This is a genomic window from Petrotoga sp. SL27 (assembly GCF_002924605.1).
Taxonomy (GTDB): Bacteria; Thermotogota; Thermotogae; order Petrotogales; family Petrotogaceae; genus Petrotoga; species Petrotoga sibirica.
In genome coordinates this window covers 40,698-66,922 of the sequence record NZ_JAIP01000012.1, presented here as the reverse complement: position 1 = coordinate 66,922, position 26,225 = coordinate 40,698, and the positions used below count along the sequence as shown (strand labels likewise).

Annotated in this window: 21 protein-coding genes and 2 tRNA genes; 2 read left to right on the top strand and 21 right to left on the bottom strand. The window is 33.0% G+C overall.

Annotation, left to right across the window (positions count from 1 at the left end):
- Positions 1 to 4: 4 nt before the first annotated feature.
- The 12 genes from yqeK to AD60_RS04685 form a co-directional block, all read right to left on the bottom strand.
- Entirely contained in the window at positions 5 to 577 is a 573-nt protein-coding gene (gene yqeK, locus AD60_RS04740; protein WP_158248377.1) for a bis(5'-nucleosyl)-tetraphosphatase (symmetrical) YqeK, read from the bottom strand.
- A 34-nt stretch (positions 578 to 611) separates the two neighbouring features.
- On the bottom strand, positions 612 to 893 hold the full coding sequence (locus AD60_RS04735) for a DUF503 domain-containing protein (protein ID WP_103876664.1): 282 nt from the start codon (positions 891 to 893) through the stop codon (positions 612 to 614).
- Positions 894 to 903: 10 nt separating this feature from the next.
- Positions 904 to 1,431 (bottom strand): cob(I)yrinic acid a,c-diamide adenosyltransferase, encoded by a 528-nt coding sequence (locus tag AD60_RS04730; protein ID WP_166667738.1) that lies wholly within the window; start codon positions 1,429 to 1,431, stop codon positions 904 to 906.
- A 402-nt stretch (positions 1,432 to 1,833) separates the two neighbouring features.
- Positions 1,834 to 3,906, bottom strand: a complete 2,073-nt coding sequence (fusA, locus tag AD60_RS04725) for an elongation factor G (RefSeq protein WP_103876509.1) — start codon at positions 3,904 to 3,906, stop codon at positions 1,834 to 1,836.
- Positions 3,907 to 3,938: 32 nt separating this feature from the next.
- Complete coding sequence (locus tag AD60_RS04720) at positions 3,939 to 5,624, bottom strand: phosphodiester glycosidase family protein (RefSeq protein ID WP_103876508.1); 1,686 nt, start codon at positions 5,622 to 5,624, stop codon at positions 3,939 to 3,941.
- 48 nt (positions 5,625 to 5,672) lie between these two features.
- Positions 5,673 to 6,998, bottom strand: coding sequence for a thymidine phosphorylase (locus AD60_RS04715; protein WP_103876507.1), 1,326 nt, complete (start codon positions 6,996 to 6,998; stop codon positions 5,673 to 5,675).
- A gap of 2 nt (positions 6,999 to 7,000) precedes the next feature.
- A complete protein-coding gene (locus tag AD60_RS04710) occupies positions 7,001 to 8,281 on the bottom strand; it encodes an ATP-binding protein (RefSeq protein ID WP_103876506.1) in 1,281 nt (426 codons plus the stop codon).
- 77 nt (positions 8,282 to 8,358) lie between these two features.
- Positions 8,359 to 9,087: a response regulator transcription factor gene (locus AD60_RS04705; RefSeq protein WP_103876505.1), complete on the bottom strand. Its 729-nt coding sequence runs from the start codon at positions 9,085 to 9,087 to the stop codon at positions 8,359 to 8,361.
- Entirely contained in the window at positions 9,066 to 9,602 is a 537-nt protein-coding gene (locus AD60_RS04700; RefSeq protein WP_103876504.1) for a thioesterase family protein, read from the bottom strand. The genes AD60_RS04705 and AD60_RS04700 overlap by 22 nt, the downstream gene beginning before the upstream one ends.
- Positions 9,553 to 11,490 carry an ATP-dependent zinc metalloprotease FtsH gene (ftsH, locus tag AD60_RS04695; RefSeq protein WP_103876503.1) on the bottom strand — a complete coding sequence of 646 codons (1,938 nt, stop codon included), beginning with the start codon at positions 11,488 to 11,490 and terminating at the stop codon, positions 9,553 to 9,555. Before ftsH ends, AD60_RS04700 begins: the two co-directional genes overlap by 50 nt.
- Positions 11,491 to 11,526: 36 nt before the next feature.
- Positions 11,527 to 12,462, bottom strand: a complete 936-nt coding sequence (tilS, locus tag AD60_RS04690; RefSeq protein WP_103876502.1) for a tRNA lysidine(34) synthetase TilS — start codon at positions 12,460 to 12,462, stop codon at positions 11,527 to 11,529.
- An 87-nt stretch (positions 12,463 to 12,549) separates the two neighbouring features.
- Positions 12,550 to 12,624: transfer RNA gene (locus AD60_RS04685), tRNA-Thr, on the bottom strand.
- A gap of 262 nt (positions 12,625 to 12,886) precedes the next feature.
- Here AD60_RS04685 and AD60_RS04680 point away from each other — a divergent pair.
- Positions 12,887 to 12,963 (top strand) — tRNA-Asp (locus AD60_RS04680).
- 160 nt (positions 12,964 to 13,123) lie between these two features.
- A complete protein-coding gene (locus AD60_RS04675; RefSeq protein ID WP_103876501.1) occupies positions 13,124 to 14,365 on the top strand; it encodes a HAMP domain-containing sensor histidine kinase in 1,242 nt (413 codons plus the stop codon).
- A gap of 6 nt (positions 14,366 to 14,371) precedes the next feature.
- On the opposite strand, the gene AD60_RS04670 is transcribed toward AD60_RS04675, so the two are convergent.
- The 9 genes from AD60_RS04670 to AD60_RS04630 are packed head-to-tail and all read right to left on the bottom strand — an operon-like array spanning position 14,372 to position 26,203.
- A complete protein-coding gene (locus AD60_RS04670; protein ID WP_103876500.1) occupies positions 14,372 to 15,355 on the bottom strand; it encodes a hypothetical protein in 984 nt (327 codons plus the stop codon).
- 13 nt (positions 15,356 to 15,368) lie between these two features.
- Positions 15,369 to 17,066, bottom strand: a complete 1,698-nt coding sequence (locus tag AD60_RS04665) for a penicillin-binding transpeptidase domain-containing protein (RefSeq protein WP_103876499.1) — start codon at positions 17,064 to 17,066, stop codon at positions 15,369 to 15,371.
- A gap of 7 nt (positions 17,067 to 17,073) precedes the next feature.
- Entirely contained in the window at positions 17,074 to 17,349 is a 276-nt protein-coding gene (locus tag AD60_RS04660) for a hypothetical protein (RefSeq protein ID WP_103876498.1), read from the bottom strand.
- A 28-nt stretch (positions 17,350 to 17,377) separates the two neighbouring features.
- Positions 17,378 to 18,274 carry a 16S rRNA (cytosine(1402)-N(4))-methyltransferase RsmH gene (gene rsmH, locus AD60_RS04655; protein WP_103876497.1) on the bottom strand — a complete coding sequence of 299 codons (897 nt, stop codon included), beginning with the start codon at positions 18,272 to 18,274 and terminating at the stop codon, positions 17,378 to 17,380.
- A 39-nt stretch (positions 18,275 to 18,313) separates the two neighbouring features.
- Entirely contained in the window at positions 18,314 to 19,414 is a 1,101-nt protein-coding gene (prfB, locus tag AD60_RS04650; protein WP_103876496.1) for a peptide chain release factor 2, read from the bottom strand.
- A gap of 30 nt (positions 19,415 to 19,444) precedes the next feature.
- Complete coding sequence (secA, locus tag AD60_RS04645) at positions 19,445 to 21,919, bottom strand: preprotein translocase subunit SecA (RefSeq protein ID WP_103876495.1); 2,475 nt, start codon at positions 21,917 to 21,919, stop codon at positions 19,445 to 19,447.
- 44 nt (positions 21,920 to 21,963) lie between these two features.
- Entirely contained in the window at positions 21,964 to 23,175 is a 1,212-nt protein-coding gene (locus tag AD60_RS04640; protein ID WP_103927404.1) for a hypothetical protein, read from the bottom strand.
- Between the two features lie 45 nt (positions 23,176 to 23,220).
- Positions 23,221 to 25,290 (bottom strand): methyl-accepting chemotaxis protein, encoded by a 2,070-nt coding sequence (locus AD60_RS04635; protein ID WP_103927403.1) that lies wholly within the window; start codon positions 25,288 to 25,290, stop codon positions 23,221 to 23,223.
- Positions 25,291 to 25,321: 31 nt separating this feature from the next.
- Positions 25,322 to 26,203, bottom strand: a complete 882-nt coding sequence (locus tag AD60_RS04630; RefSeq protein WP_103927402.1) for a VIT1/CCC1 transporter family protein — start codon at positions 26,201 to 26,203, stop codon at positions 25,322 to 25,324.
- Positions 26,204 to 26,225: the final 22 nt, after the last annotated feature.

Sequence of the window (26,225 nt, the reverse complement as noted above, 5' to 3'; positions counted from 1 at the left end):
TTCATCAAATTTGACACAGTGCGTTCCATGTCTTATATGTATCTTCTAATATATATCTCTCTTTAGCTAAGGCGTAGCTTATTTTGTTTTTTATCACCAATTTGTATCCTTCATTCAAAGACGTGTATGATACTTTTCTTAGTTCTTCAACGCCTTCAAAATCCCTGTCATCTCCGGCTGAATCAGAAATAACAAGTGCCTTTCCTATATCTCCGATTTTTTCATAACCACTTGTGTGATAAAATATAGCTTGGTATATATCTTCATCAATATGGAATTTCCTTGCCAAAAATTCCGCACTTACCTTTCCGTGCAAGAGAATGGGGCGATTTTTATCGAATTTATCGAGGTGAATTTTATAAAACGCTGCCAATTTGATTAATCGGTTTGGGTCAACATCTCGAAATAAATCGTGTCCCAACGCTGCAATTTCAACTTTTCCTTCTGGAAGTCTGTGGATTTGGGCTAATTTTTTTGAGAAATTAACAACATTGTAGATATGTTCTAATCTTTTTTTAGTCTTTATAGTTACTTTTAAATACTTTTTTAATTCTTCTATAATGTTAGTTAAATCCAAATTAGTGCCTCCTGCCTTCATAGTAAATTAACTATTAAAAAATTAAGTAGTCTTCCTTTTCGATTTCTAAACCATAATTGAGTTCGATATCATCCTCAATTTGCTCAATAAGGTTTAGTAAGTAATCTCTACTTTGACTTAACGACGATACGAATATTCCCAAGTAATTTTTCGAGTCGTTATAATTTCCTTCTAGAGCAGATACATTGTACTTTTTTCTTAGTGAGTTTATCAGTGTTTTCACTACCGATCTTTTGTCTTTCAAAGAGCTGATTCCAAATAACCTAATTTTCAATTCTAATTTGATGCAGAACATTTTAACTCCCTCACCATTTTTTGAATTCAATTTTATCTTCAATGTACTCTTCAAAACGGGCTAATACGAATAACAGATCAGATAATCGATTTACATATTTTTTTAATGGTTCCGATAACGGTTCTTTTTTATCTAAAGCGATAATTCGTCTTTCTGCTCTTCGTGCTATTGTTCTACAAATGTCTAATTTAGCAGATTGCATTGTTCTTCCAGGTATAACGAAACTATTTAAATTCAACTTGTTTTCAAATAGATGAACATAGTTGGTAATTTTAAGGACATCTTCTTCTTGAATAGGACATTTATATGTTTTGCTTTTGGAAGCTAACTCTCCGGCTACTTTGAATAAATTATTTTGTACTTCGTTTATTATTTTTTTCACCTCATGAGATTTTAAATAATAATTTGCTTCTGAAAGGAATGCGTTTAATTCATCTACGGTACCGTAAGCTTCAACCCTTATGTCGTCTTTTGAAACTCTTTCTCCACTCCAAAGAGAAGTTTCACCCTTATCACCTGTTTTTGTTGTAATGGACACGATATATCTCTCCTTTTTATTAGTTAATATCGTCGTTAGAAACTTTATTTAGCGCCCCTTCACCCCGCTCCCCACCCATAATCTTTAAGGGGCTTCGCCCCTTAAGAACCCCAAATTCACGAAACATCATTTGCTGCGCAAATGAGAACATGGAAATTGTTTCTAAGGCATTATAAAGAACCATTTTGCACAAATCAGTAACAACCGTTTTGCACAAGACCGCAAAATGCTTCGCAAATGAGAATTTGGAAATTATTTCAAATGCATTATGAATAAGGCGTTTTGCATAGGGCCGCAAAATGTAACGCAAACGAGATTTAGGAAAACATTTCTAAAGCATTGTAAACAAACTGTTTTGCACAAATCAGCAAAAGCTATTTAAAAATGGGGCAAAGCCCCATTTTATTTTTGTAATTCTTCTTCTCTTTTTCTTTCTTCTATTATTTTGTTTTGGATATCAGGGCTCACTTCAGAATAGTGGGAAAATTTCATGTTAAAATAGCCTTTTCCTGAGGAGATAGAACTTAGACGAGGTGAAAAATCCAACATTTCAGCCAATGGGATTTCAGCTACTATCTTGTCGTATCCTTTCCCTACTGATTCCATTCCTAAGGGTCTTCCCCTTTTTGCTGTAACTTCACCAATAACGTCACCAGTGTTTTCAGTGGGTAAGAATATTTCAACATGCATAATTGGTTCTAAAATAACCGGGCTACCATTTTCCATAGCTATTTTAAATGCGTGTCTTGCAGCTATTTGAAATGAAATATCTGAAGAGTCAACTTCATGATAAGAACCATCAAAAAGTGTAACCCTAATATCCACAACCGGAAAACCAGCTAAAACACCTTTTTTGATGGCTTCTCTAATACCTTTATCTACAGATGGTATGAAATTTTTTGGTATGACGCCTCCAACAATTTTATCAACAAATTCATAACCTTTTCCTCTTTCTAGCGGTTCAATTTCTATTTTAACGTGACCGTATTGACCATGCCCTCCAGTTTGTTTTTTGTGTTTGTATTCTGCCTGGGATTTACTTCTTATGGTTTCTTTATATGCAATTTTTGGTTTTCCTACCTCAAAATCAATACCGAAATTCTTTTTCAACTTCTCTATCATTATTTCTAAGTGAATGGTTCCCATTCCACTTATGACCGTTTCTCCCGTTTCCGAATCGAATTCCCATTTAAATGTTGGGTCTGATTCTGCAATTTTTGCTAACGATTCAGTAATTTTGTCTATCTCATTTTTTGAATTAGGAGCGATGGACTTAGATATCATTGGTTCAGGAAATTCTGGTAATTTTAGCCTATTTGAGGTTTCTTCAGCGGATACAGTTTGATTTATCTTACTTGATTTTAGTTTAGGTATAACTAAGATATCCCCAACGCCAGCTTCTTCTACTTCTTCATTCTTATCAAATCGGGGTAAATTTATATGGGATATTTTTTCTCTTGTTGATTCTTCAACAATATAGATACCAGAACCTGCTTTTAAAGATCCGCTAATAACTCTTAGATAAGTGAGTTTTCCAACGAATGGGTCCACGTCATTTTTAACGATGATACCTAAAAATTGACCATTTTCCTGGGAAGAAATTTCATTACCCTCTTCACTGTAAAATTTTCTTTCAAGTGGTGTCATTCCGAAACTGATTAAAGCCTTTACCAATTGATCAAAACCAATATTTTTTAAAGCGGATCCAATGAATACAGGAATTATTTTATCTTCATCGTACGCTTTATGAAGTGCAGAAATCAACTCCTCTTGACTTAAATTTTCTTCTCCTGATTCAAAATATTTTTCCATTAGTTCTTCGTTGGTTTCAACAATATCTTCTATTATTTCTGAATGATATCTTTCCAAATAATCTTTGGCGTTATCTGGAATTTCGGTTTGTTTGGAAGATTTGCCTGTTCCTTCTTCATACGTAAATACGTCATTTGATAAAAGATTGATAACACCCTTAAAATTGGGACCTTCACCTATGGGAACCTGGAAAGGAACTATTCTTGTTTCGTCTTCAAAACTTTCTTTAAGTTCTTGAACTAAGTTCCCAAAGTTGACTCCTTCTTTATCCATTTGATTTATATAAAATACGATGGGTTTCTTTAATTCTCTTGCCATATTCCAAATTCTTTCTGTTGTTACTTCTACACCAGCAGAAGCGTTTATCACGATAACTACGTTATCAACAGCGTTTAAAGCTATTTGTATATCTCCTATAAAGTCTAAAGAACCTGGGGTATCAAAAAAGTAGATCCTTGAATCATCTAAATCAAACGATAAAATGTGGTTGGAAAACGTTGCACCTTTTTCTTTTTCAACTGGATCCTTGTCTAAATGTCTTTGACCTATTCTATCAGTTAATCCAAGATTTACAATGACATCATCCATAAGGGTAGTTTTACCACACCCGTGGTGTCCAAAGAATCCTACAATCCTCTTTTTTTCAGCGTTGTATTCACTCAATGTTACCCCTCCATTCTTAATCTATTTCTTAACTACGGTGTATTTTCGTAGACACTTAAAAGCACGGGAATATAATTGCGTGTTTTTCCGTTTTTGAAATTTTGTATCTCTCCTTTGTAATAAACTATAGAAGAACTACCACCATCTAGCATCATTGCTACTTCAAACTCGCCAATTTTAAAGAGTAAGTTTCTTGTTTCATCGTATGTAAGACCTGTTTCGGGATTATCAAAGCCTTCAATGACCATTAAATTAATATTCCGATCTTTATCTATCGCTACCACGGTTCTGGGAGCTTTACCATAAATTATTCCATTGGAGTAACTTTTCTTTTCGGCGTCTAGTTGTTCTTGCGTATATTTGGAATGTATTAATATAGGCCCTCCCTCTAAAAGTAAAAAAGGATCGTTTGACAAATTTTCGCTTTTATTAAGCGTGAAATTAACTTTTGTTCCTAAAGATATATTTTCCATGTATTTTTCGTATTTTTTATCTATAAGTATTAATTTTTCCCCTTCAGAAGGAGTTTTTCTGCTTTTTGATACAATCCGATTATTTTCATTGATCAAGAAAAAAACATAATCATCTTCTGTTTCATTGATGCTTCCTTTATAATGATGAGTGTATAATTTAACGTCTCCTTTCCAGGTAGAATTAATGGATTTTATCCAAAAGAGTAGGTTATCAATATTTATTTGGTATTCTAGTTTAATATAGTCGATGTCTAGAAAATTGGACCATATAATTAATGCGGGTCTTGAATAAGAACTCAAATGTAATAGAGTGCCTTCGGATATTATATTCCCTACGGGTTCCAAAGTTTGAGGATCGAAAAAAGAAGCGTTAACGGAAAAGATCGGGTTCTTATCTTTTAAAAATGAATACACATCAGAGCGCGTTCCTAAATTATTCAAATCAACTTTAATTTGATATGTTTTTGGATCAACGATTAATTGGTAAATTTTTAACCTTTGCCCGTTTAATTCTTCGGTTCTTTCAACGTATTGAAGGCCTTCATTTTCGGATGTGGGTTTATCTGTATCTGTACTAGTGGAAATAGCTTTTTTATCGATAATGATAGATAAATTTTTTCCGTTTAAATTAACATCATAATTGAAATCACTCTTGAACCTTAAATAAGCAGTATTGTTTGAGTATGAATAATCTATGTTGTTTGGAATACTTTCCATAGGCGCCACAGGTTTTATGCTTAACAAGTAATCTCCGTCTTTTGCTATTTTAGTTAAAGTTATTGAATCTTCTGAGAGGTACGAATTAAATTCAATTTGTATCTCACTTGTACTTACGGTAGAGTTAGTTATTTTTGGAATTTCTGAATAGAAGAAAATGATATTAATATCTTTAAATTTGTTCAACTGTAAGAATATTGATAAAACGTCTTCCCTTATGTATACACTTTCATCAACAATCAGTACGGAATCATTGTACTTGTTTATAAAGTTTATTTTAGAGTAATAATCGTTCAAACTAATTTCCAAGACATTTTTATTGTATATGATATACATTATTCTAGAAGTGCGATTTATTACCATATTATCATATTTGGAAAGATAATCGACATTGATATAAAAATAGCCCTGATTTTTTATTGCTTCCATACGCAGAGGAGGGGTTTTTTGAGATATGAAAATAGCTTCTTCAGAAAACAAATTTATTGACATAATTATTAGAAAGAAGAGAAAGATAAGTTTTTTCATCAATGATCCTCCGATTGTTTGACTTTTTAGCGTACAGTATCCGTCCAATTAACTTTTTTCATCAGAAAACAAAACATCAAGAATTACATTTTTATTTATATTTTGAGGTCTCTTCTCACTAATGATGTAAGCCTCATTTAAAAGTTTTAGAGAGGCATCAACGTCACTCTTCTCACTGATAAATAACTTGGCAATTGTCTCTCCTTCTTCAACTTTATCTCCAAGCTTTTTGCTAATTGTTAATCCAACACTTTTATCGATAATATCTTCTTTTTTTTGCCTACCTGCACCTAATACCATGGACGCTAAACCAATTTTTTCAGTATCAATAAAGGTTATATATCCTTGTTCCTTTGCCTTGAATTCTAAAGTTTTTGGGGCAATATTAAGGTATTCATTAGGATTATCGACTACTTCTTCTTTGCCCCCCTGTGCTTTTATCCATTCTTTCATTTTTTCTTTTACTATGCCACTTTCTATGTTTTCTATTAATTTTTTTCTCGCTTCTTCATAGGTTATTATACCAGATAAAGAAGCCATATGAGAAGAGATTTCTAAACATAACTCAGAAAAATCTTTTGGCCCCTTTCCTTTTACTGTATCTATTGCTTCCATTACCTCCAACGCGTTTCCAATGTTTTCTCCCAAAGGTTGATCCATATTGGTAACTAAAGCTGTAGTATTTTTATTGTATCTTTTTGCGATCTTTAGCATGATTCTGCCCAACTCTTTGGCATCTTCTATGTTTTTCATGAAAGCCCCTGAACCCACTTTGATATCTAAGAGTATTCCGTCACTAGTTATAGCGAGTTTTTTACTCATTATACTGGAAGCTATTAAGGATAGTTCTTCAACGGTTGCGGTAGAGTCCCTTAGTGAATACAACTTTTTATCTGCTGGGGCTATGTTTCCAGTTTGTCCAGCTACAACAATCCCCACATTATTTGCTATTTCAAAGAATTCTTCTGTAGTTAGAGAGGTTTTAAATCCAGGGATAGATTCAAGTTTGTCTATGGTTCCTCCGGTGTGCCCGAGGGATCTGCCTGATAATTTGGCTATTTTAACGCCCAATGATGCAACCATAGGAGCAATAGCTATTGTTGTTTTGTCTCCGACACCCCCCGTAGAGTGTTTGTCAATTTTTTTACCTGCAATTCTTGATAAGTCTATAATGTCTCCACTTTTAAGCATTACATCTGTCAGATTATAGCTTTCTTCCTCTGTTAAATGGTTGAAGAAGATAGCCATTAACCAGGAAGAAACTTGATAGTCTGGAATACGGTTTTCTAAATAGCCATTGATCATAAATTCTATTTCTTCTTTTGTATTTTCTTTAGCATCCCTTTTATTTTTTATAATATCGTATGCTCTCAACTTTAAACCTCCGTTTCATTATTTGTTTTGATAGGAAGGATGACTTGAAACAATGTACCGTTGTTTTCTTCACTATCTAAATATATTCTTGCATTGTGGTTATCCAAAATCGTTTTGACTATGTACAAACCAATCCCTAAACCAGGTACTTGCCTGCTTCTAGACTTGTCTACTCTGTAAAATAGATCAAAGATCCTTTTTAACTCTTTTGAAGGTATGCCTATTCCTGTATCCTCAATTTCCAAAATTATCGAATTATCATTTTTGTACAACCTTAACCAAACTTTTTTTTCGCCCTTTTCCTTCAAAGCTGTGAATTTAAAAGAATTATCTAAAATATTATAAACTACCTGCAGAAGTCTATCTTCATTACCGAAAACGTATAGATCATCTTCTATTTGTTCTTCAAACTCAATAGACATCTCATCAGCAACAATTTTAAAGAAATCAAAAGCTCTATTTACGGTATTAGAGAAATTGAAATATACAAATCTTTTTTCTTCACCTATATTTTTTCCCAATCTCTCTATGTCTAAAAGGTCATTAAAAATCCTGGTTAATCTCGATATTTCTTCTTCTATTTTTTTTAGTGGGTGGTAAATTTCTTCATCTAAATTCGCCTCGCTCAATATTGTTTCTAAATACCCGCTTATAACAGATAAAGGTGTTCGCATTTCATGAGACATGATGGTTAAGAATTCTCTTCTTAGATCTTCTAAATTTTTTTCTTTTGTGATATCCAACAAAATAATAACTCTATAATTTTCAACATTTATTGATTTAACTTGACATCTGAAGTATTTTTTTTCAGGATAATAGAATGAAGTCTCTTCCTCCATGTCTTTATTAGTTTTAAAACTTTTTAAGGTCAATTCAATGAGATTATGATTATCAATTACCTCTGTTAATGACCTACCCACAAAATTTTCTGTTGTGAAAATATTTTTGACAAAAGAATTTGCAAAATCTACCCTTATAATTTCATTTTGATTAAAAGATACCAATATTATTCCTTCAGAAAGGCTATCTAAAATATTGAATATGTTTCTTCTTTTGTATTTTTCTGATTTGTATTTTTCTTCTAAATTTTTAATATACGAATTTAATTGATGTAGAAGAAAATCATCAACAGGATTTTTTATGTTTGTATTTATGCTTTTTGCAATCTCATTTTTAAACCATTGATGAGCATTTTCTTCCTTTTTCTTTTTTGAATAAGCATAGATAAATAAAATATTTGAGATAATAAGTAATATAATAACAATAGCAGATATGTTAAGCAATATTTTTCACCTAGTTTATTTGTAAAATGTAAATGGAAAAAAGCAGAGGTAATACCCTCTGCCATTCATTTAAATATTTAGTAACTTCTTTCCTTTCCAGGATCTCTGAATTTGTACCCTTTTCCTCTGACTGTAATTATGTATTTTGGATTAGAAGGATCTTCTTCAATTTTTGTTCTCAACCTTCTGATATGAACGTCTACCGTTCTCGTATCTCCGTAGTAATCATATCCCCACAATTTATCCAACAATACATCTCGACTAAAGACCTTTCCTTCGTTTTTGGCAAGAAAAACTAACAAGTCGAACTCCAACGGGGTAAGGCTAACTGGTTTGCCACCTACCCAAACTTCTAATCTTTCGGTGTCTATAATTAGATCCTTGGCTGTGATTTTTTTTGGCCCTTCTTCTTTCATCTGAGCTGATGCGGCTTGTCTTCTAAATATGCTTTTAATTCTTGCAATTAGTTCTCTTACATTAAAAGGTTTAGTTACATAGTCATCACTACCAAGTTCCAACCCCGCAACTTTATCCGCAGCATCATCTTTAGCACTTAATATCAGCACAGGTGTATTACGGTAATCCTCACTGGATTTCAAGATTCTGATCAAATCAAATCCATCCATTGAACCTGGTAACATGATATCTACAATGAAAAAGTCGGCATCTTTTTCCTCTAATTTCTTTAAGGCCTCATCTGCAGACACAGCCGTTATTACTTCGTACCCTTCTTTAGTCAAGTTCAAGGATAACATTTCAGAGATCGCAGGATCGTCTTCTACTATCATAATACTTCTTTTTGCCACTTTTCTTTCCCCCCTTTGGGATATTTTTTTGTTAATGTATTCAACAATGACTCATCCTTATATGTGTAACGCTCAGAAATTTGTCCCGATAAATTGGTGCTCTCCATTTTGTGATTTAAATTTTTTCGTAGAATCTTTTTAGAAATGATGTTTCTGGTCAATTCAAAAGTTGCAATTTTGCTTGTTTCATCAAATGCTTCTCCTTGAAAATGTACTTTGTTATAGGTTACATCAGTTATTTTTAACTTTATGAATACCTTAAAAGAATAAGGTGTAGGTGACAGATGATCTATGCAACTGTGTGAAACTACAGAAATTTGATCCTCTTCCAATAGATCTTTTATAGTATTGTAACTGCATTTATGTATTTCTTCTAAAAGAGATGAGGTGCTTAAAGCATGGAAACTTATAACTTCTTTATCTTCTGACCATAAATAGCTTTCATCTCTTACCTTAAAAGAATAATTAAATTCCTTTTCTTTCAATGGGATTATTTTCTCTAGGAAGGTATTCATAATTTACCACCCTTTCTTCTTCCAGAGTTGAAGATACTCCAAAACTTTCTACATATTCTTCAAGGTCATCAACATCTTTTTTTAATAATTCTTTTAATTCTTTTCCTGTGATAGTTTCCTTTTTTAAAAGATATTGGGCAATAAGTTCGAGTTTTTCCTTGTTCTTTAGCAACACAGATTTAGCCTTTTCATAACTTTTGTTAATTATTTGTTTTATTTCAGAATCCAATTCTTTTGCAGTTTCATCAGAGTAGTTTTTTTCTCTAAATAATTCACGTGCTAAAAAAGTTTCCTCACTTTCGCTAACCCAAGCTACAGGACCAATTTTTTCGCTCATACCAAAACTTTCGACCATCCTTCTAGCCATTTCTGTAGCTCTCTTTAAATCATTCTCAGCTCCACTGGTTATTTCATCAAATATTATTTCTTCCGCAGCTCTACCGGCTAACATTACTGTGATATCATCGAGTATTTCAGATTTACTCATAAGATATCTATCTTCCGATGGTAACTGTAAGGTATACCCCAAGGTTGCGTAGCCCCTGGGGATAATTGTTACTTTGTGTACAGGATCAGCATTTGGTAAAGATATTCCTAAAATAGCATGACCTAGTTCATGATATGCAACGACTTCTTTTTCCTGTTCGGAAAGTACTCGCGTTTTTCTCTCAGGACCTACTATAACTCTCTCTATGGCTTCTTCGCAATCCTTCATTGTAATGAACTTTTCCCCGTTTCTGGCTGCCAAAAGCGCCGCTTCATTGACTAAATTTTCTAAATCTGCTCCAACAAATCCAGGAGTAGCCCTGGCTAACACATCTAAATCAACATCTGGTGCTATTTTCTTACCTCTAAAGTGGATCTTTAATATCTCTTTTCTCCCCTGGGCGTCCGGTCTATCAATCACGACTTTTTTATCGAATCTTCCGGGTCTTAACAAAGCTTTGTCCAGAACATCAGGCCTATTTGTGGCTGCCATAACTATTATTCCTATACTTGGATCGAATCCATCCATTTCCACTAAGATCGAATTAAGGGTTTGTTCCCTTTCATCGTGACCTCCTCCCAGGCCTGATCCCCTTTGTCTACCTACGGCGTCTATTTCGTCAATAAAGATAATGGCAGGTGCGTTAGCCTTGGCTTGGTTAAAAAGATCTCGAACTCTTGCGGCACCTACCCCGACAAAAAGTTCAACAAAATCTGAGCCACTAATATAAAAAAATGGGACATTTGCCTCGCCAGCCACGGCTCTAGCGAGTAAAGTTTTTCCTGTACCTGGTTCTCCTACTAAAAGAACCCCTTTTGGCATTCTAGCTCCAAGCCTGTTAAAAATCTTAGGATCTTTCAAAAATTTCACAACATCTGTTAATTCTTCTTTAGCTTCCTTGACCCCAGCAACATCGTTAAAAGTGGCGCGATTTTTTTTTGGGTCATATTTTTTGGCGGGGCTTTTTATAAAATTCATACCTTGATTTGCACCGCCCCCGCTTGATCGAAACAGAAAGGTGAAGAGGAAAATAAGTAAAAAAACAGGTAAAAGAAACGTTAAGATAGAAATCCACCAACTATTTCCCAAACTCCTGGTATATTTAATCTCTATTCCTTGGTTTGCAAGCCCATAAACATACTGCTGGTCCGATAAAAGATTAGGGGCATATGTCTCATAATAAAGCCCTGCTTGATCTCTTGCTCTAGCATAACCAGAGTCTTCTATTTCTAAAGAAACAATTCTTTTATCTTCCAACATTTGAACTAATTCACTATATTCTATTTTTGAAACATTTTGAGTACCGATAAGGCTGTTTACTCCAACATATATAAGAATACCTATTGTTATATATATTAATAATAGCAAAAAAACTCTAGGTTGGTTTCTTTTGTTTTGCAAGACAGGACCTCCTCTTTTCACAATTATATAATTGTTTTAGATTTTAACAAATAGAGTATCTTTTTTTTTCGCTATAGTTAATGCATTTATCTTTCTTATTCCGCCGTTGCGCATTTTAATAATTTTCGCAGTTTCCTCCATATTTGGGGGGTATTTACCAAACTTCAAAAAGGCAATTCTTATTATTTCGGTATCGAAAAAGTCATTTTCCAATTTTAATTTTAACGAGTCTTTACTTATCTCACTTCTTTCTTCAAATTTCCTTTTAACTTCCTCCCTGTAGCCCCATATGATTTTTGCAAGCCTAAAGAAACTTTCTTTGTACCTTGGGTTGATCTTCTTAAATAAAGGAGTAATTTCATATCTTATTTTATTTCTAGCATAATCTAAAGAATAGTTGTACTTATCTTCCACATACTCTATATTATTAATTGTAACATAATTTCTGATTTCTTCCAAGTCGACACATAACATTGGTTTTGTTATTTCTTCTTCTATAGGAATTAAGCCGCCTAATCCGTATATTCCGGTCCCCCGTAAAATTCTGTAAAACATCGTTTCAAATAAATCATCCATATGATGGGCGGTTGCTATTTTATTATAACTTAATCTTCTTAACGTTTCATAAAAAAACTCATACCTTAAATTTCTTCCAGCTACTTCAACACCTACCTTGTTTTTTTTTGAGTATGTAAAAACATCCACTTTTTTAGAAAAAAAGAGTACATTTAGTTTCTCACAAGCTTGTCTTACAAAGGCTTCGTCATTATCAGCTTCTTCTCTCATGCCATGGTTTAAATGAGCTACTGATATTTCAAATCCCATAGTTTTCGATAATTTTGACATCACATGAAGCAAAGACATTGAATCTTTCCCACCGGAAACTCCTAATAGAATTTTATCATATTTGTTAAAAATTTTGTAGTCTTTTATGAATTTAAATATTTTTTTCTCAAAATCTTGAAGTATCATTTCTTCTTCTCCTTCCCAAATTAACTCTAATAACGCCTATAAAAACAAAACAGCGTCTTAAGACGCTTAAAATACCAAAGAATATTATGGAGCCGGTGAAGGGATTTGAACCCCCAACCTACTCATTACGAATGAGCCGCTCTACCGTTGAGCTACACCGGCAATTGACTTCGTTATTGACAATACATACAAAAAACCCCGCTTTTGGGGTCAAAAATGGAGGGCCTGATTATCAAAAAAATATAATATCCGACTTTATGTGGAATTTCGCACTATTAAAGTGCCAAGCACCATTACGTGCACGAGATTCTTTAGGCCCTCCTTTTTTATTCTACTATATAATTTCAAAAATGTCAACTAACATGGGGCTCTGTAGGGACTTTACAAAATGAAAGATTTGTGATAAAATAATTAAGTAGAAGATGGGGACGTAGTGAAGCTGGTTATCATGCCGGTCTGTCACACCGGTGATCGCGGGTTCGAGTCCCGTCGTCCCCGCCATATTTTAAAAAGGCGAACGTTAAACGTTCGCTTTTTTTAAATTATTTTTAAAGTTTATACGATATTGTTATTTTTTAATAATTAATACTTCATTTGTTTAATTTGTGATACAATAGAAGTGACAGAAGGTTTACAAAATTAATGGGGGGATCATACTAAAATGCAAAAAGAAGTAGAAAAGGGATTTTTTATGGAAACTTTTCAAGAAATGGTGGATCTTTTTCAAGGAATAAATTGGGACGAAAGTGAAAAAGATTTTCTAACAAAGCTGTTAAAAATTGCTATAAAGATCATACCAGAAGCTGAATACGGCTCTATTTGGCTAATTAAGGGCGCATTATATGAAGCCATAGTTGGAATTGGTTACGATGAAGATTTAATTAAAGAAATGGTTGTTCCCTTCAACGAATCATATGTAAGTAATCATATGGATAAAGATTTAATAGAGGTTCAGAATATTTTGAATTACAATTCCCCTGAAACCGATTTGTACAAAATCAGCAAAAAATTACATAAAGAAACTAATCAAATGGTGACTTTGATTTCAGCTTTAAAAAATAAAGACAATGTAATTGGGCATATATATATTGACAGCTACCATGTTGACTCTTTTGATGATAATTCAAAAAAAATGCTTAGAATGTTCAGCAATTTAGCATCTATATTTTTAACTTTGAAAATCCTACGGGATTCAGAAAAAGAAACAGTAGAGACAAATTCTAATTATTTGAGTTTTATTAGTCATGAATTAAGAACACCTTTGACTTCAATTATAGGATTTGCCGAAACAATATTGAACAATGAGGATTTAAATAAAGATGAGATAAGAAGTATCATAAGAAAGATACTATTTTCTACTAAACACATGAACTCACTCTTAGACGATATTTCAACTTTCAACAAATTGAACAAAGAGAAGAGATTGAATTTAGAAAAATTAAATTTAAAAAAGTTATTATATCAGGTTTTATCAATGTTAGAGCCAACAGCTTCCCCTGATGTTGAAATAAACCTCGATTTTCCCCTTGACATGCCAGTAGATATTGAAACAGATGAAACTAAATTAAATCAGGTCCTCGTAAACGTAATAGGGAACGCAATGAAATACACCACAGAAGGTTCAATAGATATCCGTGTAGGTTACGAAAGTCATACAAAACATTTTCTAATCGAGGTAAAAGATACGGGACCTGGGATTCCAGAAGATAAATTAAAAGACATATTTAGGCCATTTTTTAGAGTTTCTAAAGATAAACCTGGAAGTGGATTAGGTCTAGCGATTGTAAAAAAGAATCTTAAAATGCTCAAAGGAAGTGTAGAGGTAAAATCAAAAATAGGCAAAGGGACTACGTTCCTGATAAAAATACCCCAATCCATAAGTGGTATTGTAGATAAGAGTTAATAATAGTTACGCCGAACATATTTCTTCAAATAATTTTGGGAAGAGTACTTTTGGTTCACCACCTGTTTTTAAGGATCTATCCAATTCTTCTATATCTATTATTATTTTTTCTATAGAAGTAGGGGAGTAGAGTTTCTCAACGTTGATTTTTTTTACTTTGTCGGTTTTAAAATTGAATCCTAAAAAGGAAGCTACTCGTTGTAGTGAAACCATGCTATCTTTGCTGATTTTCATGACTTCAGACCAATTGTAATTGGCCTTTCTTTCGCTATTTAATATTACCGAATATAGATCCAAAAAGTACTTATATAAATAATTTGCTAGGGCAATTGGGGAGAATGAAGAAGATTTTACAATAGAATGCAGCTTTATTAGTGAATTTGATAATTTCTTTGTTATTAAATCATAGCAAAGTTCTTCATAACTAGCAGTAGAAAAATAAGTAGAAACATCTTCAACATCTTTTATAGATATAATTTCCATATTGGAATATATGGAAAGTTTCTTAATTTCCTCATACAACAAATCCTCATTTTTCCCAACAAATTGTATTATTTTCTCGGCTGTTTCGTTACTTAATTGTTTGTGTAACTTGCTTGCTAAATCCTTAACCATTTCTATCCACAATTCATCTTTCCAAAGGGGAGGAATCATCGCCTCTATTTTTCTATCGAAATTTATTTCTTTTAGATATTTATTTTCCTTTTGACTATCCAAAATGAGAATACCTTTGACAGCATTATCATAATGCTTCAGTAAAGTGGAGATCTTTTCTTGATATAGGATTTTAAAAGAATCAAAATCTGAAATTACTATAATTCTGTCTTTGGAAAAGATACTTCCCATGGTGAAAATATTGTTGATCTCTTCATCTACATAATTTTCTGGCGATAACGTAACTATTTCAGCATTTGGGAATTTTTCGATAATTTCTTCGATTCTGATTCTTTTTTGTATAGTTGAATTTCCCAAAATTAATATTTTTTGCAAAGTCAACTCTCCTTCAATCGATTGTGTGAAGTTGAATGATTTCGGAATCGTTTAGATAATTATACGGGGGAACAGATTGTGAAAAAACGGTGTCCCCATTACCAGTGATTATTACGTTTTTTTCTTCTATTCCTAAGTTTAACAAAATATTGTAAGCTTCAGATATAGGATGACCAATCAAATCTGGCATAATATCTTTATAAAAAACTTTTTGATCTTGGGGTGCGATACTTTCTTTTTCTGTAGCATATCTATAAAAAATATTAGTTAACACAGGAGCCGCAACTTCTCCACCATAAAATTCTTCTTTAGGATTATCGATTATAACTACAGCAGTATATATAGGATCAACAACGGGATAAAAGCCAACATACAACGAATAATAACTACCTTCAACATATCCTAAACCACTTTCTGCCTTTTGGGCGGTGCCAGTTTTTCCGCCGATTTTCAACCCTTCCTTATAAGCTTTTCGAGCAGTTCCTTCTATGACTGTATAACTTAACCACTCTTTTACCATTTTAGCGATAGGTTCAGATATCACTTGCCTTTCTGAGATTTCTTTTACTTCTAAAAAAGTGGGCTTTACATACTTCCCATCATTCGGAATCACGTTAAAAGCAGATATTAACTGTATTGGTGTGATCCCTATTCCCTGACCCAGAGCAATCTGAAAAGGAGTTATTTCATACCAATCATCCGGATAAGGGACTACCCCGTTGATTTCACCTTTGAATTCTATTCCTGTTTTTTTCCCGAAACCATAGGTTAAAAGTTTTTGGTAGAACCATTGATTAGAAAAATCTTCAAGTATTTTTTCCATAATCTGAGCGATCGCTATATTTGAGGAATAAGTTAGAGTTTCCTTAAGTCTAACTTCTCCCATGCCATAACCTTGGGATTCGGTTACCTTGAAATTTTTTTTACCTGTAGGATAATACTCGTAGCCAGAATAAAATTTATCGTTAGGATTTATTATATGTTCATCTAGGGCAGTAGAAATTAATAACGGTTTAAGTGTGGACCCTGGTTCTATATATCCCATATAAGCAATATTCCAAGGATAGAGTGAAACACTGGCTTTAATTTTACCGGTCTTGCTTTCCATAACTACGACAATTCCGCCTTCCGCGGATTCTTTTTTTACGGTATTTTGAAGTTCTTCATATGCTATTTGCTGCATTTTCAAATCTATACTTAAACTGACTGTTTTTTGACTATCTAAAATTCCATTCTCTAATAAAAAAGGTTCGATTCCATAGGTGGTTCTATCAGTTTTTCCGATTAGTAGATCAAGAGAAAATAATTCATTGTAAACGCGGTGAGTGACAGGATATATCCTCGCGTATTTGTTTAAAATTCCAAGATCTATATAAGCCTCTTCATAAGTATCATAACTTCCCCATTTTAAAAACTTAATGTTTTCTATTTCGTTGTCACTAAACCTTTGATTCAACAAATATTTGTTTTTTTTAAAATCGTTTCGTGATTTCATAAAACCTAAATCTACCCAAGCTTCGTATTTTTCTTGGTTATATACAATCATATTTCCTTTGGAATCAACAAGTTCTGAGTATTTATTATTTTCTAAAGAAGTTGAGAGTTCGTTAAAGTCCTTTTCCAAAGAGTTATTATACACAAAGGTGATGGTGATAAGAAAAATATATCCTGAAAGAAAAAGGAAGGTGAAAATTAACCATTTGTGTTTCATAGTTGAATTATTTCCCCACAATATTTAAGATCCCTATGTATCTGTCTATTTCGCTATCTAAGGCAGATACTTTTGATTCCATATTATTAAGCTCCATCTGAGATTGGACTATTATGGATTTATAATTCTCAATATTTTTACCAAAGTTAAGAAAGATAGTAAGCCAAATGCTAACGGTTAAAAAGGCTAAGAAAACTAAAACGATTGTAGCAATATCGAGAGACTTAACTTTAGATTTAGTTTTTTCTATTCCTTTACTTTTACCGAACACGCTTCTTTCCATAGAAACTCCCCCTAACTCTTGTCATTCTTTACACCCCTACATACTCGGCTACCCTCAATTTGGCACTTCTACTTCTTGGATTATATTTTATTTCTTCTTGCGTAGGTAAAATAGGTTTGGGAGTGAGGAAATCATATCTTTCATTATTTTTGAAAAAATCTTTAACGATCCTGTCTTCCAGTGAATGAAAACTTATTACCGCTACTCTTGCTCCTGTAGTTAAAAAACTTTCAAATTTAGCAAGGGTTTCTTCGATGTTTTTTAATTCTTCATTAACTTCTATTCTCAGAGCTTGAAAAGTTTTTGTGGCAAAATGTCTGCGCCTGTCGTGTGTTACTGAACTAGGTAACCCTTTCCTTATAGCGTTCACTAACTCTTGTGTGGTGTTTATAGGCCTGCTTTTTATAATGCTTTTTGAAATACTGTGAGCAAACCTTTTTTCTTCTCCATACTCAAAGATAATACGTCTGAGCTCTTCTTGTGAATAATTATTGACTATGTAAGCTGCATTCTTCTTTGCTTGGACATCCATTCTCATGTCTAAAGGTTCGTCTTTAGTAAAAGTAAACCCTCTATTTTCGCCTTTTAGTTGAAACGTAGATACACCTAAATCCATTAAAAAACCATCAACTTTATCAATATCTAATCCCCTTAAGACCATATCTATGTCTTTATAAGAAGATTTAATCAATACCACATTATCCGAAAAGTCTTTTAATCTTTGTTCTGCTATCTCCAATACCTCATAGTCCACATCTACTCCAATTATTTTAGCTTTGTTATTTGTGAATTCTAAAATAGCTTTTATATGTCCGCCTTCACCAGCAGTACAATCCACATAAATGCCGTCTTTTTTAGTTATCAAATAGGATAAGATTTCCTCAACCATTACACTTTTATGAAAATCATTGTATTTTCTTACTATTATTATACACCTCTTTCGCGGAAAAGCAAGTTAATTTTTTTACTTATATTTTGCAAAGAATAACAGTTCTTCTTCTATGAATTCATCTATTTCCCCATCTAATACGGCTTGAGCGTTAGAGGTTTCATACTCTGTTCTTAGGTCTTTAACCAAAGTATATGGATACAAAACATATGATCTAATCTGATTACCCCAGGAAATGTCTTTTACTTCTCCACGTAATTTTAGTTTTTCTTCTAAATTTTTTTGGTGTTCTATCTCGTATAACTTTGCCCTTAGAATTTTTAAAGCGGTGGCTTTGTTTTTGTGTTGTGAGCGCTCGTTTTGCACCGCTACCACTATGCCTGTAGGTAAATGAGTAATTCTAACTGCTGAATCTGTTTTATTAACATGTTGGCCACCTGCTCCACTGGATCTATAAGTATCTATTTTCAAATCGTCTGGATTTATTTCTATCTCAACATTTTCATCAAATTCAGGCATCACGGATATTGACGCGAAAGAAGTGTGTCTTCTTCCATTAGCGTCAAATGGAGAAATTCTAACTAATCTATGTACACCACTTTCATACTTTAATTTACCGTATGCATAGGGACCTGAAATTTTGATGGTGGCACTTTTTATTCCAGCCTCGTCTCCTTCTTGAAAATCTATCGTTTCAATGTCATAATTATTTTTATCTGCCCATCGAGTGTACATTCTCAATAACATAGATGCCCAATCCTGTGATTCTGTTCCTCCCGCACCAGGATGTAGACTAAGAAAGGCGTTTGCATCATCATATTCTTCGGATAATAACATCCTTAGACGAAAAGAACCTATCTTTTTTTCAATACCTTTTAAAATTGCTTCAACTTGAGCGTTCATTGATGGATCATCCTCTGATAATTCAACCGCTATTTCCAATTCTTCAAAATCGCTCTGCAATTTTTTAAATTCATCTATTTCATCTTTTAAATTTTGTGCGATTTTGGAGATCTTTTTGGCTCTATTTTGATCATTCCAAAAGTTTGGTTCCATCATTTCTTTGTCAAGTTTTTTAACTTCTTCTTCTGCTTCTTCTATACCAAAAATTCCTTTTAAATCTTCAAAATTTTCTTTCAACTCATCTATTTTGACTTTCGTTTCGTATTCTATCATCGAATCACCTCTTAAAAATGGCTTCAATTATTATCTCTTAACTTTATACCTTTTTTTAATTTTGTTGGATTGCTTAGCCGTATTTTTATTTTTAGATCCTTCACCATTGTTTGATTCATCAACCGCTGATACGTTGTTATGTACAAAGTTCAAACTGGCATATATTTTTTTTGCTTCCCTTTCTTCTTTTTCTGGAACGACCCTTGCTATTCTCATTAGATAATTGACTATTTCGTCGTATATACTGTCAACCATTTGATCAAAAAGTAGGTACGATTCTTTTTTAAATTCCATAACAGGGTCTTTTTGGCCATAGGATCTTAATCCCACAGCTTCCTTTAACGCTTCAATAGAATCTAAATGGTACCTCCATTTTTCATCTATTATTCTTAACATCACAAATTTTGCAACTTTGTTAAAATCTTCTCCAAACTCCTCTTTTTTGTATTGATATCTCTTCCAAAGTAGATCAAAAATTTCATTTTCTATTTCCTCACGCGTGTTTCCCTTTATTTCAGAAATTATCAAATATTGTTTCAACTTTTCTGAAATACTACTTTTATCGTATTTTTCTTCCACTTCATCCCACGAGGATTCCACAATTCTTTCCACAACATCCCTAAAGATTTCTTTTATATGATCATCATAATTGCCTTGCTCGAGTATCCAATCCCTATGATTGTATATTACAGATCTTTGTTTGTCCATTACAGAGTCAAATTCGTACAATCTTTTTCTTATCGAAAAGTGTATCCCTTCTATTTTTTTTTGGGCATCTCGAATAACTTTACTAAGCATTTTATGTTCTATGGGTTGTCCTTCTTCTATTTTTAAAGCATTCATCATGTTTTTCATTCTTTCCCCACCGAACAATCTTAAAACATTATCTTCAAAAGAGATAATAAATCTTGATTCACCAGGATCCCCTTGCCTACCAGATCTACCTATTAGTTGGTTATCTATTCTTCTGCTTTCATGCCTTTCAGTACCTAAAACAAAAAGGCCGCCAAGTTCTTTAACTCCTTCTCCCAATTTAATATCGGTTCCTCTACCCGCCATATTCGTGGCTATGGTAACGGCATTTTTTTCTCCTGCCTGAGCGATAATTTCTGCTTCCCTTTCGTGGTATTTTGCGTTCAAAACTTCATGTTTTATTCCTCTTTTTTTTAGTATCTCACTTATGGTTTCGCTGTTTTCTATGGACGTTGTTCCCACCAATACTGGTTGCCCTTTTTGATTACGCTTTACTATTTCATCAATTATTGATTGATATTTCTCTTTTTCGGTTTTAAAAATTAAATCATTTCTATCTTCTCTAATAACAGGTTTGTTGGTAGGAATAACAACAACTTCTGTGTTGTATATCGCTTTGAACTCGTCTTCCTCAGTTTTTGCAGTTCCGGTCATACCAGATAATTTTTCATACATCCTAAAATAATTTTGGAAAGTTATTGTAGCAAAAGTTACGCTTTCTTCTTTAATTTTTACTCCTTCTTTTGCTTCTATAGCCTGGTGCAATCCTTCCGAATACCTTCTTCCAGGTAATAATCTTCCGGTAAATTCATCAACGATAACAACTTCTCCATTGCTAATGATATAATCTTTATCTTTTTTGAAAAAATTTATCGCCTTTAAGGCGTTCAAGAGGTGGAACAAATACTTAATATTGCTTGGATCATATAAATTATCGACAGATAATAACTTTTCTGCTTTGCTTATCCCTTCTTCTGTTAACGCTAAAGTCTTTTGTTTTTCATCTATAGTGTAATCTTTTTCAACTATGAATCTCTTAGCCAAAGACGCAAATCTTCTGTAAAGTTCAGAAGGAGTATCTGAAGGTCCGGAAATGATTAAAGGTGTTCTCGCTTCATCTATCAAAATAGAATCAGCTTCATCAACTATTGTAAAGTAATGTCCTCTTTGTACTTTGTCGCTCATTTCGTAAACTAAATTGTCCCTTAAATAATCAAATCCAAATTCATTAGCAGTACCGTAAGTTATATCAGCTTGATAAGCTTTTTTTCTGTCTTCTTTGTCCATATTGGCTTGAATGTACCCTACGCTCAATCCAAGGTACTCATAAACCGGTCCCATCCAATTTGCATCTCTTTTAGCCAAATAGTCATTATGGGTAGCCAAATGAACATTTTTTCCTGTTAAGGCATTTAGATAAATTGGAAGGGTTGCAACTAAAGTCTTTCCTTCCCCAGTTTTCATCTCGGTTATCTTACCCTCATGTAAAGCGATACCTCCCATTAACTGTACATCGAAATGCCTCATTCCTACCGTTCTTCGTGAGGCTTCTCTTACAACAGCAAAGGCTTCAGGTAAGATATCGTCCAAACTCTCACCTTGTTTTAACCTGTTTTTAAATTCCGGAGTCTTTCCAGATAATTCAGTGTCGCTGAGAGATTTCATACTTTCTTCTAATTCGTTTATTTTATTTGCGATCTTTGAATATTTTTTAAGCAAACTTTTATTCTTGTCTATCAGTCCAAAAAGCATAAAGAATGCACTCCTTTCGAATCAAACTTTCTAAACTATAATTTTTATCTAATTTTCATTTCTACTGTATATATTCCATCATTATCGTATTCTTCTTTTATTATCCAGCTATCTAAAGAACCATAAAAATTCTCTGATAAGTAATTTGAAATATCTAAGATTAATAGATTATCGAGACCTTCTTTTCTTTCAATTTCTACATAAAATTTTGCATTTTTAAATCGAGGTATTTCCGTTAAATACACATTCATCCTATTGGGTAAAACGTTTGAGAATATGAATTCATCTTCTACAAAATAAAGGTAAATTTGGTTTTCCATACTTTGATTAGACCAAAGATAATAATTGTAGGTTCCAACTTTTCCCTCTTCTATATTTCTTTCTTCTGCAAATTCTTTCAGTTTTGAAGTATCAATTGATGCTTCAAAGAATAAGTTCAGCTCGTTATTACTAATATTTTGTGAACTAATAGCTAAAAACTCATCTTCTTTGATACTATTGGCTATAAATCCTATAACATTTTTACTTTCATCGTCCAAAGGCGTTAAAAAATTTTTGAAGTATGCTTGGAAATTGGTTTTATCCAACTTTTCTATATTCAAAACTTCTCCAAACAATTTTTTGTTTTCCAAAATTGCCAAATCAAAATTTTTTCGGACCCCTCTATAATCTTTAGACTCAAATGTTGCCTTTAAGGTTCTAGAATCAACGGTAACGTAAAAATCCCAATGTTTATTTTCATTTAAAATATTTTCCAGCGAGCCTGATACTAAACCCTTTGAATTATCATCAAAGGTTGTAGGTTCCATGTTCAAAAAGATACCCTCTTCATTTTTTTGAACAGCAAAATTCCTTTCTTCTAAGGTGTATAGTTCATTGCTTATCTTATTAGCACCAAAGATCTTTGTAAAAATTTCATTGAACACTTCATATTCGGTAGAGTATATGGCGATACTTTCCGAATTAACTATCATATCAGATAGAAGGTTAAAATAGTTCGGATTAAATAATTCGCCGAACGAATAGTCTTTTTCCAAATAAAATACCATCGGGGCATTTAAAAAATTTTGAATGTTTGTATTCGTAGATTCTAATGTCGTTGAAAATAGTTCTTTGATATAATCTTGTCCTATTCCTTCAGTGGAGTTTACAAAGCGATAAAAAGGCACTGTTTCATAGATTTCGGTATAAACATCTAAAGGACTTTTTATCCTTATCGTTGTTTCTCCAAAGGTAACTAAAGCAATTAAAATCAAAAAGGCGAAGATAATTGATAACTTCTTTATTTTATTTCCTCCCTGTTATTCAACACTCATTTTGAATTTTGAAATGGCTGAATTGAGGTTTTGAGAAAGTTGTTCTAATTCTTGGGCTCTTTCATTGAGTGAGCCAGCGTTTTCAGATTGACTTTGCATCAGCATCTTAATTTCTTTAATTTTTTCGCTAGTTTCATTTACCGTTCTCGCTATTCTTTCCATTGAAGAACTCATTTCTTGCGTACTTGCACTTTGTTCTTGCGAACTAGCAGTTACGTTTTCCACACCTGAAATCATGCCGTTTATCTCACCTAATATGCCTTCAAATTGTTCTCGAACCTTGTTGGCTTCCTCGTTTATTTCTGCGATAGTATTTACGGTTTTGTTGGTTACATCGTTGACGTTGTTTGTTCCTTTTTTTAGGTCCTCTAAAATGTTGGCGATTTCATCCGTTGCCTTACCACTTTCTTCTGCTAATTTTCTTATTTCATCTGCTACAACGGCGAATCCCCTTCCCGCTTCTCCTGCTCTTGCTGCTTCTATCGCTGCGTTCAGTGCTAACAGGTTCGTCTGTTCGGTGATGGAATTTATAGTTTGAATAATATTTTCAATATTTTCTGCTTTTTCCAAAAGTTTTGAAACATTTTCTTCTGCTTCTTTGGATTGCTCTACACCAACTTCTATCTTCTTTACTATATTGTGAATACTTTCCATTCCTATATTGGCTTGGTTTTGTGTCGTTTCAGCTGAATTAGATAACTCTTGTGCAGCCGAAGATAAACTTTGTGCTGAAGAGGCAATTTCTTCAATCCCCGAGGTGATCTCTTCAACAGATGAGGCACTATCTTCTGAAATTAACTCTATATTTTTTGCTTTTTCTAGACCTTCTTCTCCTGACTTTTTGAATCTTTGCGAGTCTTCTTTTAATTCTTTTGAAGATGTTTCGACTTTATAAGATACATCTTTTATGCTTTCAATCGTTTCTTTTAAGTTATCTCGCATCTTGCTAAATGATTTAGCCATTTCTCCCACTTCGTCTTTGGACTTACTTTTGAATTCTACATCTAGATTCCCTTCTCCAAATTTTAATAAAACGTTTGAAAAATCTTTTATCGGTTTAGATATACCTTTCCCAACAAAATATGCTACTACAATAGCTATAACAACTCCCACAACAGTTATTAGGATTATAAGAAGCGTTAAACTATTTATTTCACTGTATATTTCACTCTGAGGTAAATTTAGGAACAAAATCCAGTCATTGGATAGCTTGGAATAACTTGTTAAAAACTCTTCACCATTTAATCTTTCTACAAAAGTCCCTTCTGTATTTGAGTTTATGGTTTCTAAGTAATCCACTATTTCATCTTCTATATTCTTTCCAGATTCATAAAGAGGATGGGAAATTACATTTAAATTATCATCCACTAAGTACGCATATGCATTTTCGTATCCTAAATCTTTTTGAATAAGATTGGCAAAATATTCCAAAGGAAAACTCATCCCTGCAACGCCAACAAAAGTTCCATCTTCTGGATCAAAATAAGGAACAGAATAAGTAATTACGTTTGCTTGTAAATATTCATCAAAGTATATATCGGTCCAAACACCTTCACTTTTGTCTCTTGCTTCGAAAAACCATTGATATTTTTTATTTTCGGGGTTAAAAGTATCATCTAATTTTAGATATTCATTTTCTAAACTCTTAACTTCGTTTTCAATGTAGTAAAGAGAATACAATTCTTTTGTGCTTAACATATCAGGATTGAAAACGATGAAGGAGGTTGCATTACCTTCTATTTTTTGGGAAAAATTTTTGGGTACATCCTTAGCTCTATCTAAAAACTTTATCACTTCAGCATTTGAAAAACTCGCTATAAAAGGATCAAATCCTAAAAAGGCAGAATCGCTATAATTATCCACCACTATTTCAATAATACTTATTTGTGAACCTAGATCAGATGCAACGCTCGCAGTTAAATTTTCTACTCCGCTTAGTGAATATTCTTCTAAAAGAGAAGTGGATCTGAAAATTGATACGATACTAATAACGGTTACCACCACTATCACTAGCAACGTAGAAGATAAAATAATCTTGGTGCTGATTCTTTTCAATGCGAACTCCCCCTTTAAAATATGTATCAGGTTAAATTGAAACGCCCAACGTGATTCTAACGATGAACCCTATAAAAAAGGTTAATCCTGCAACACCTAAACTTATCCCTGCCATTTCAAGAAATCTACTTTTGAAGTTTAGATCTTTAGCCACAGAAATATAAAAATTGAAAACCAATATTATTATAACAGCTATTATTAAAGTTATAACTAAACTTAAAAAATATTTATTTGGCATTAACAAGTAAGGAAGAATTAAAAAAAACACTGTAATTATATATGCGATCCCGGTGTAAGATGCAGACTTTAATGCTCTTTCATCGTTTTCAGCTCTTTTTGATAGATACTCGGATGCCGCCATTGACAATGATGCAGCTATCCCCGTTATTAGTCCAGATGTAGCTATTATTATTCCGTTTTGAAGGGCAAAGGTCAAACCTGCTAATGCACCTGTCAATTCAACCAACGCATCGTTTAAGCCCAACACAATCGATCCCACGTAATTCAATCTTTCTTCTTCTATCATTCCTAAAAGTTCCTGTTCATGCTTATCTTCTTCTGCTTCAATCTGTTTTGCTTCTGGAACTACACTGGAAACATCTTCGTAGGAGATCTGAGCCCTTTCTTCACCATTTTCCATAAGCTTCAAACTGAAGGTTAATCCAAGTATTTTAGAAAGAATGAAATAGAACATAACTATTATGTAATTTGGTTTCACATCTTCGTTTGTATAACTTTTCCAAAAATCGTGGTGTTTTAATTCTTCGTTCGCTATGTTTTCTAAGACTTTTTTATTTTTAGGATCTTTAGTAGATTCAGCTAACCTTTTATAAATCATATGTTCCGTTATCTCATTCTTTTGGAAATTCAATAAATGTTTTTTTGTTTTTGAGTCGATTTTTGAATTTTCCATTTTAGCACCTCCGATTAAAAAT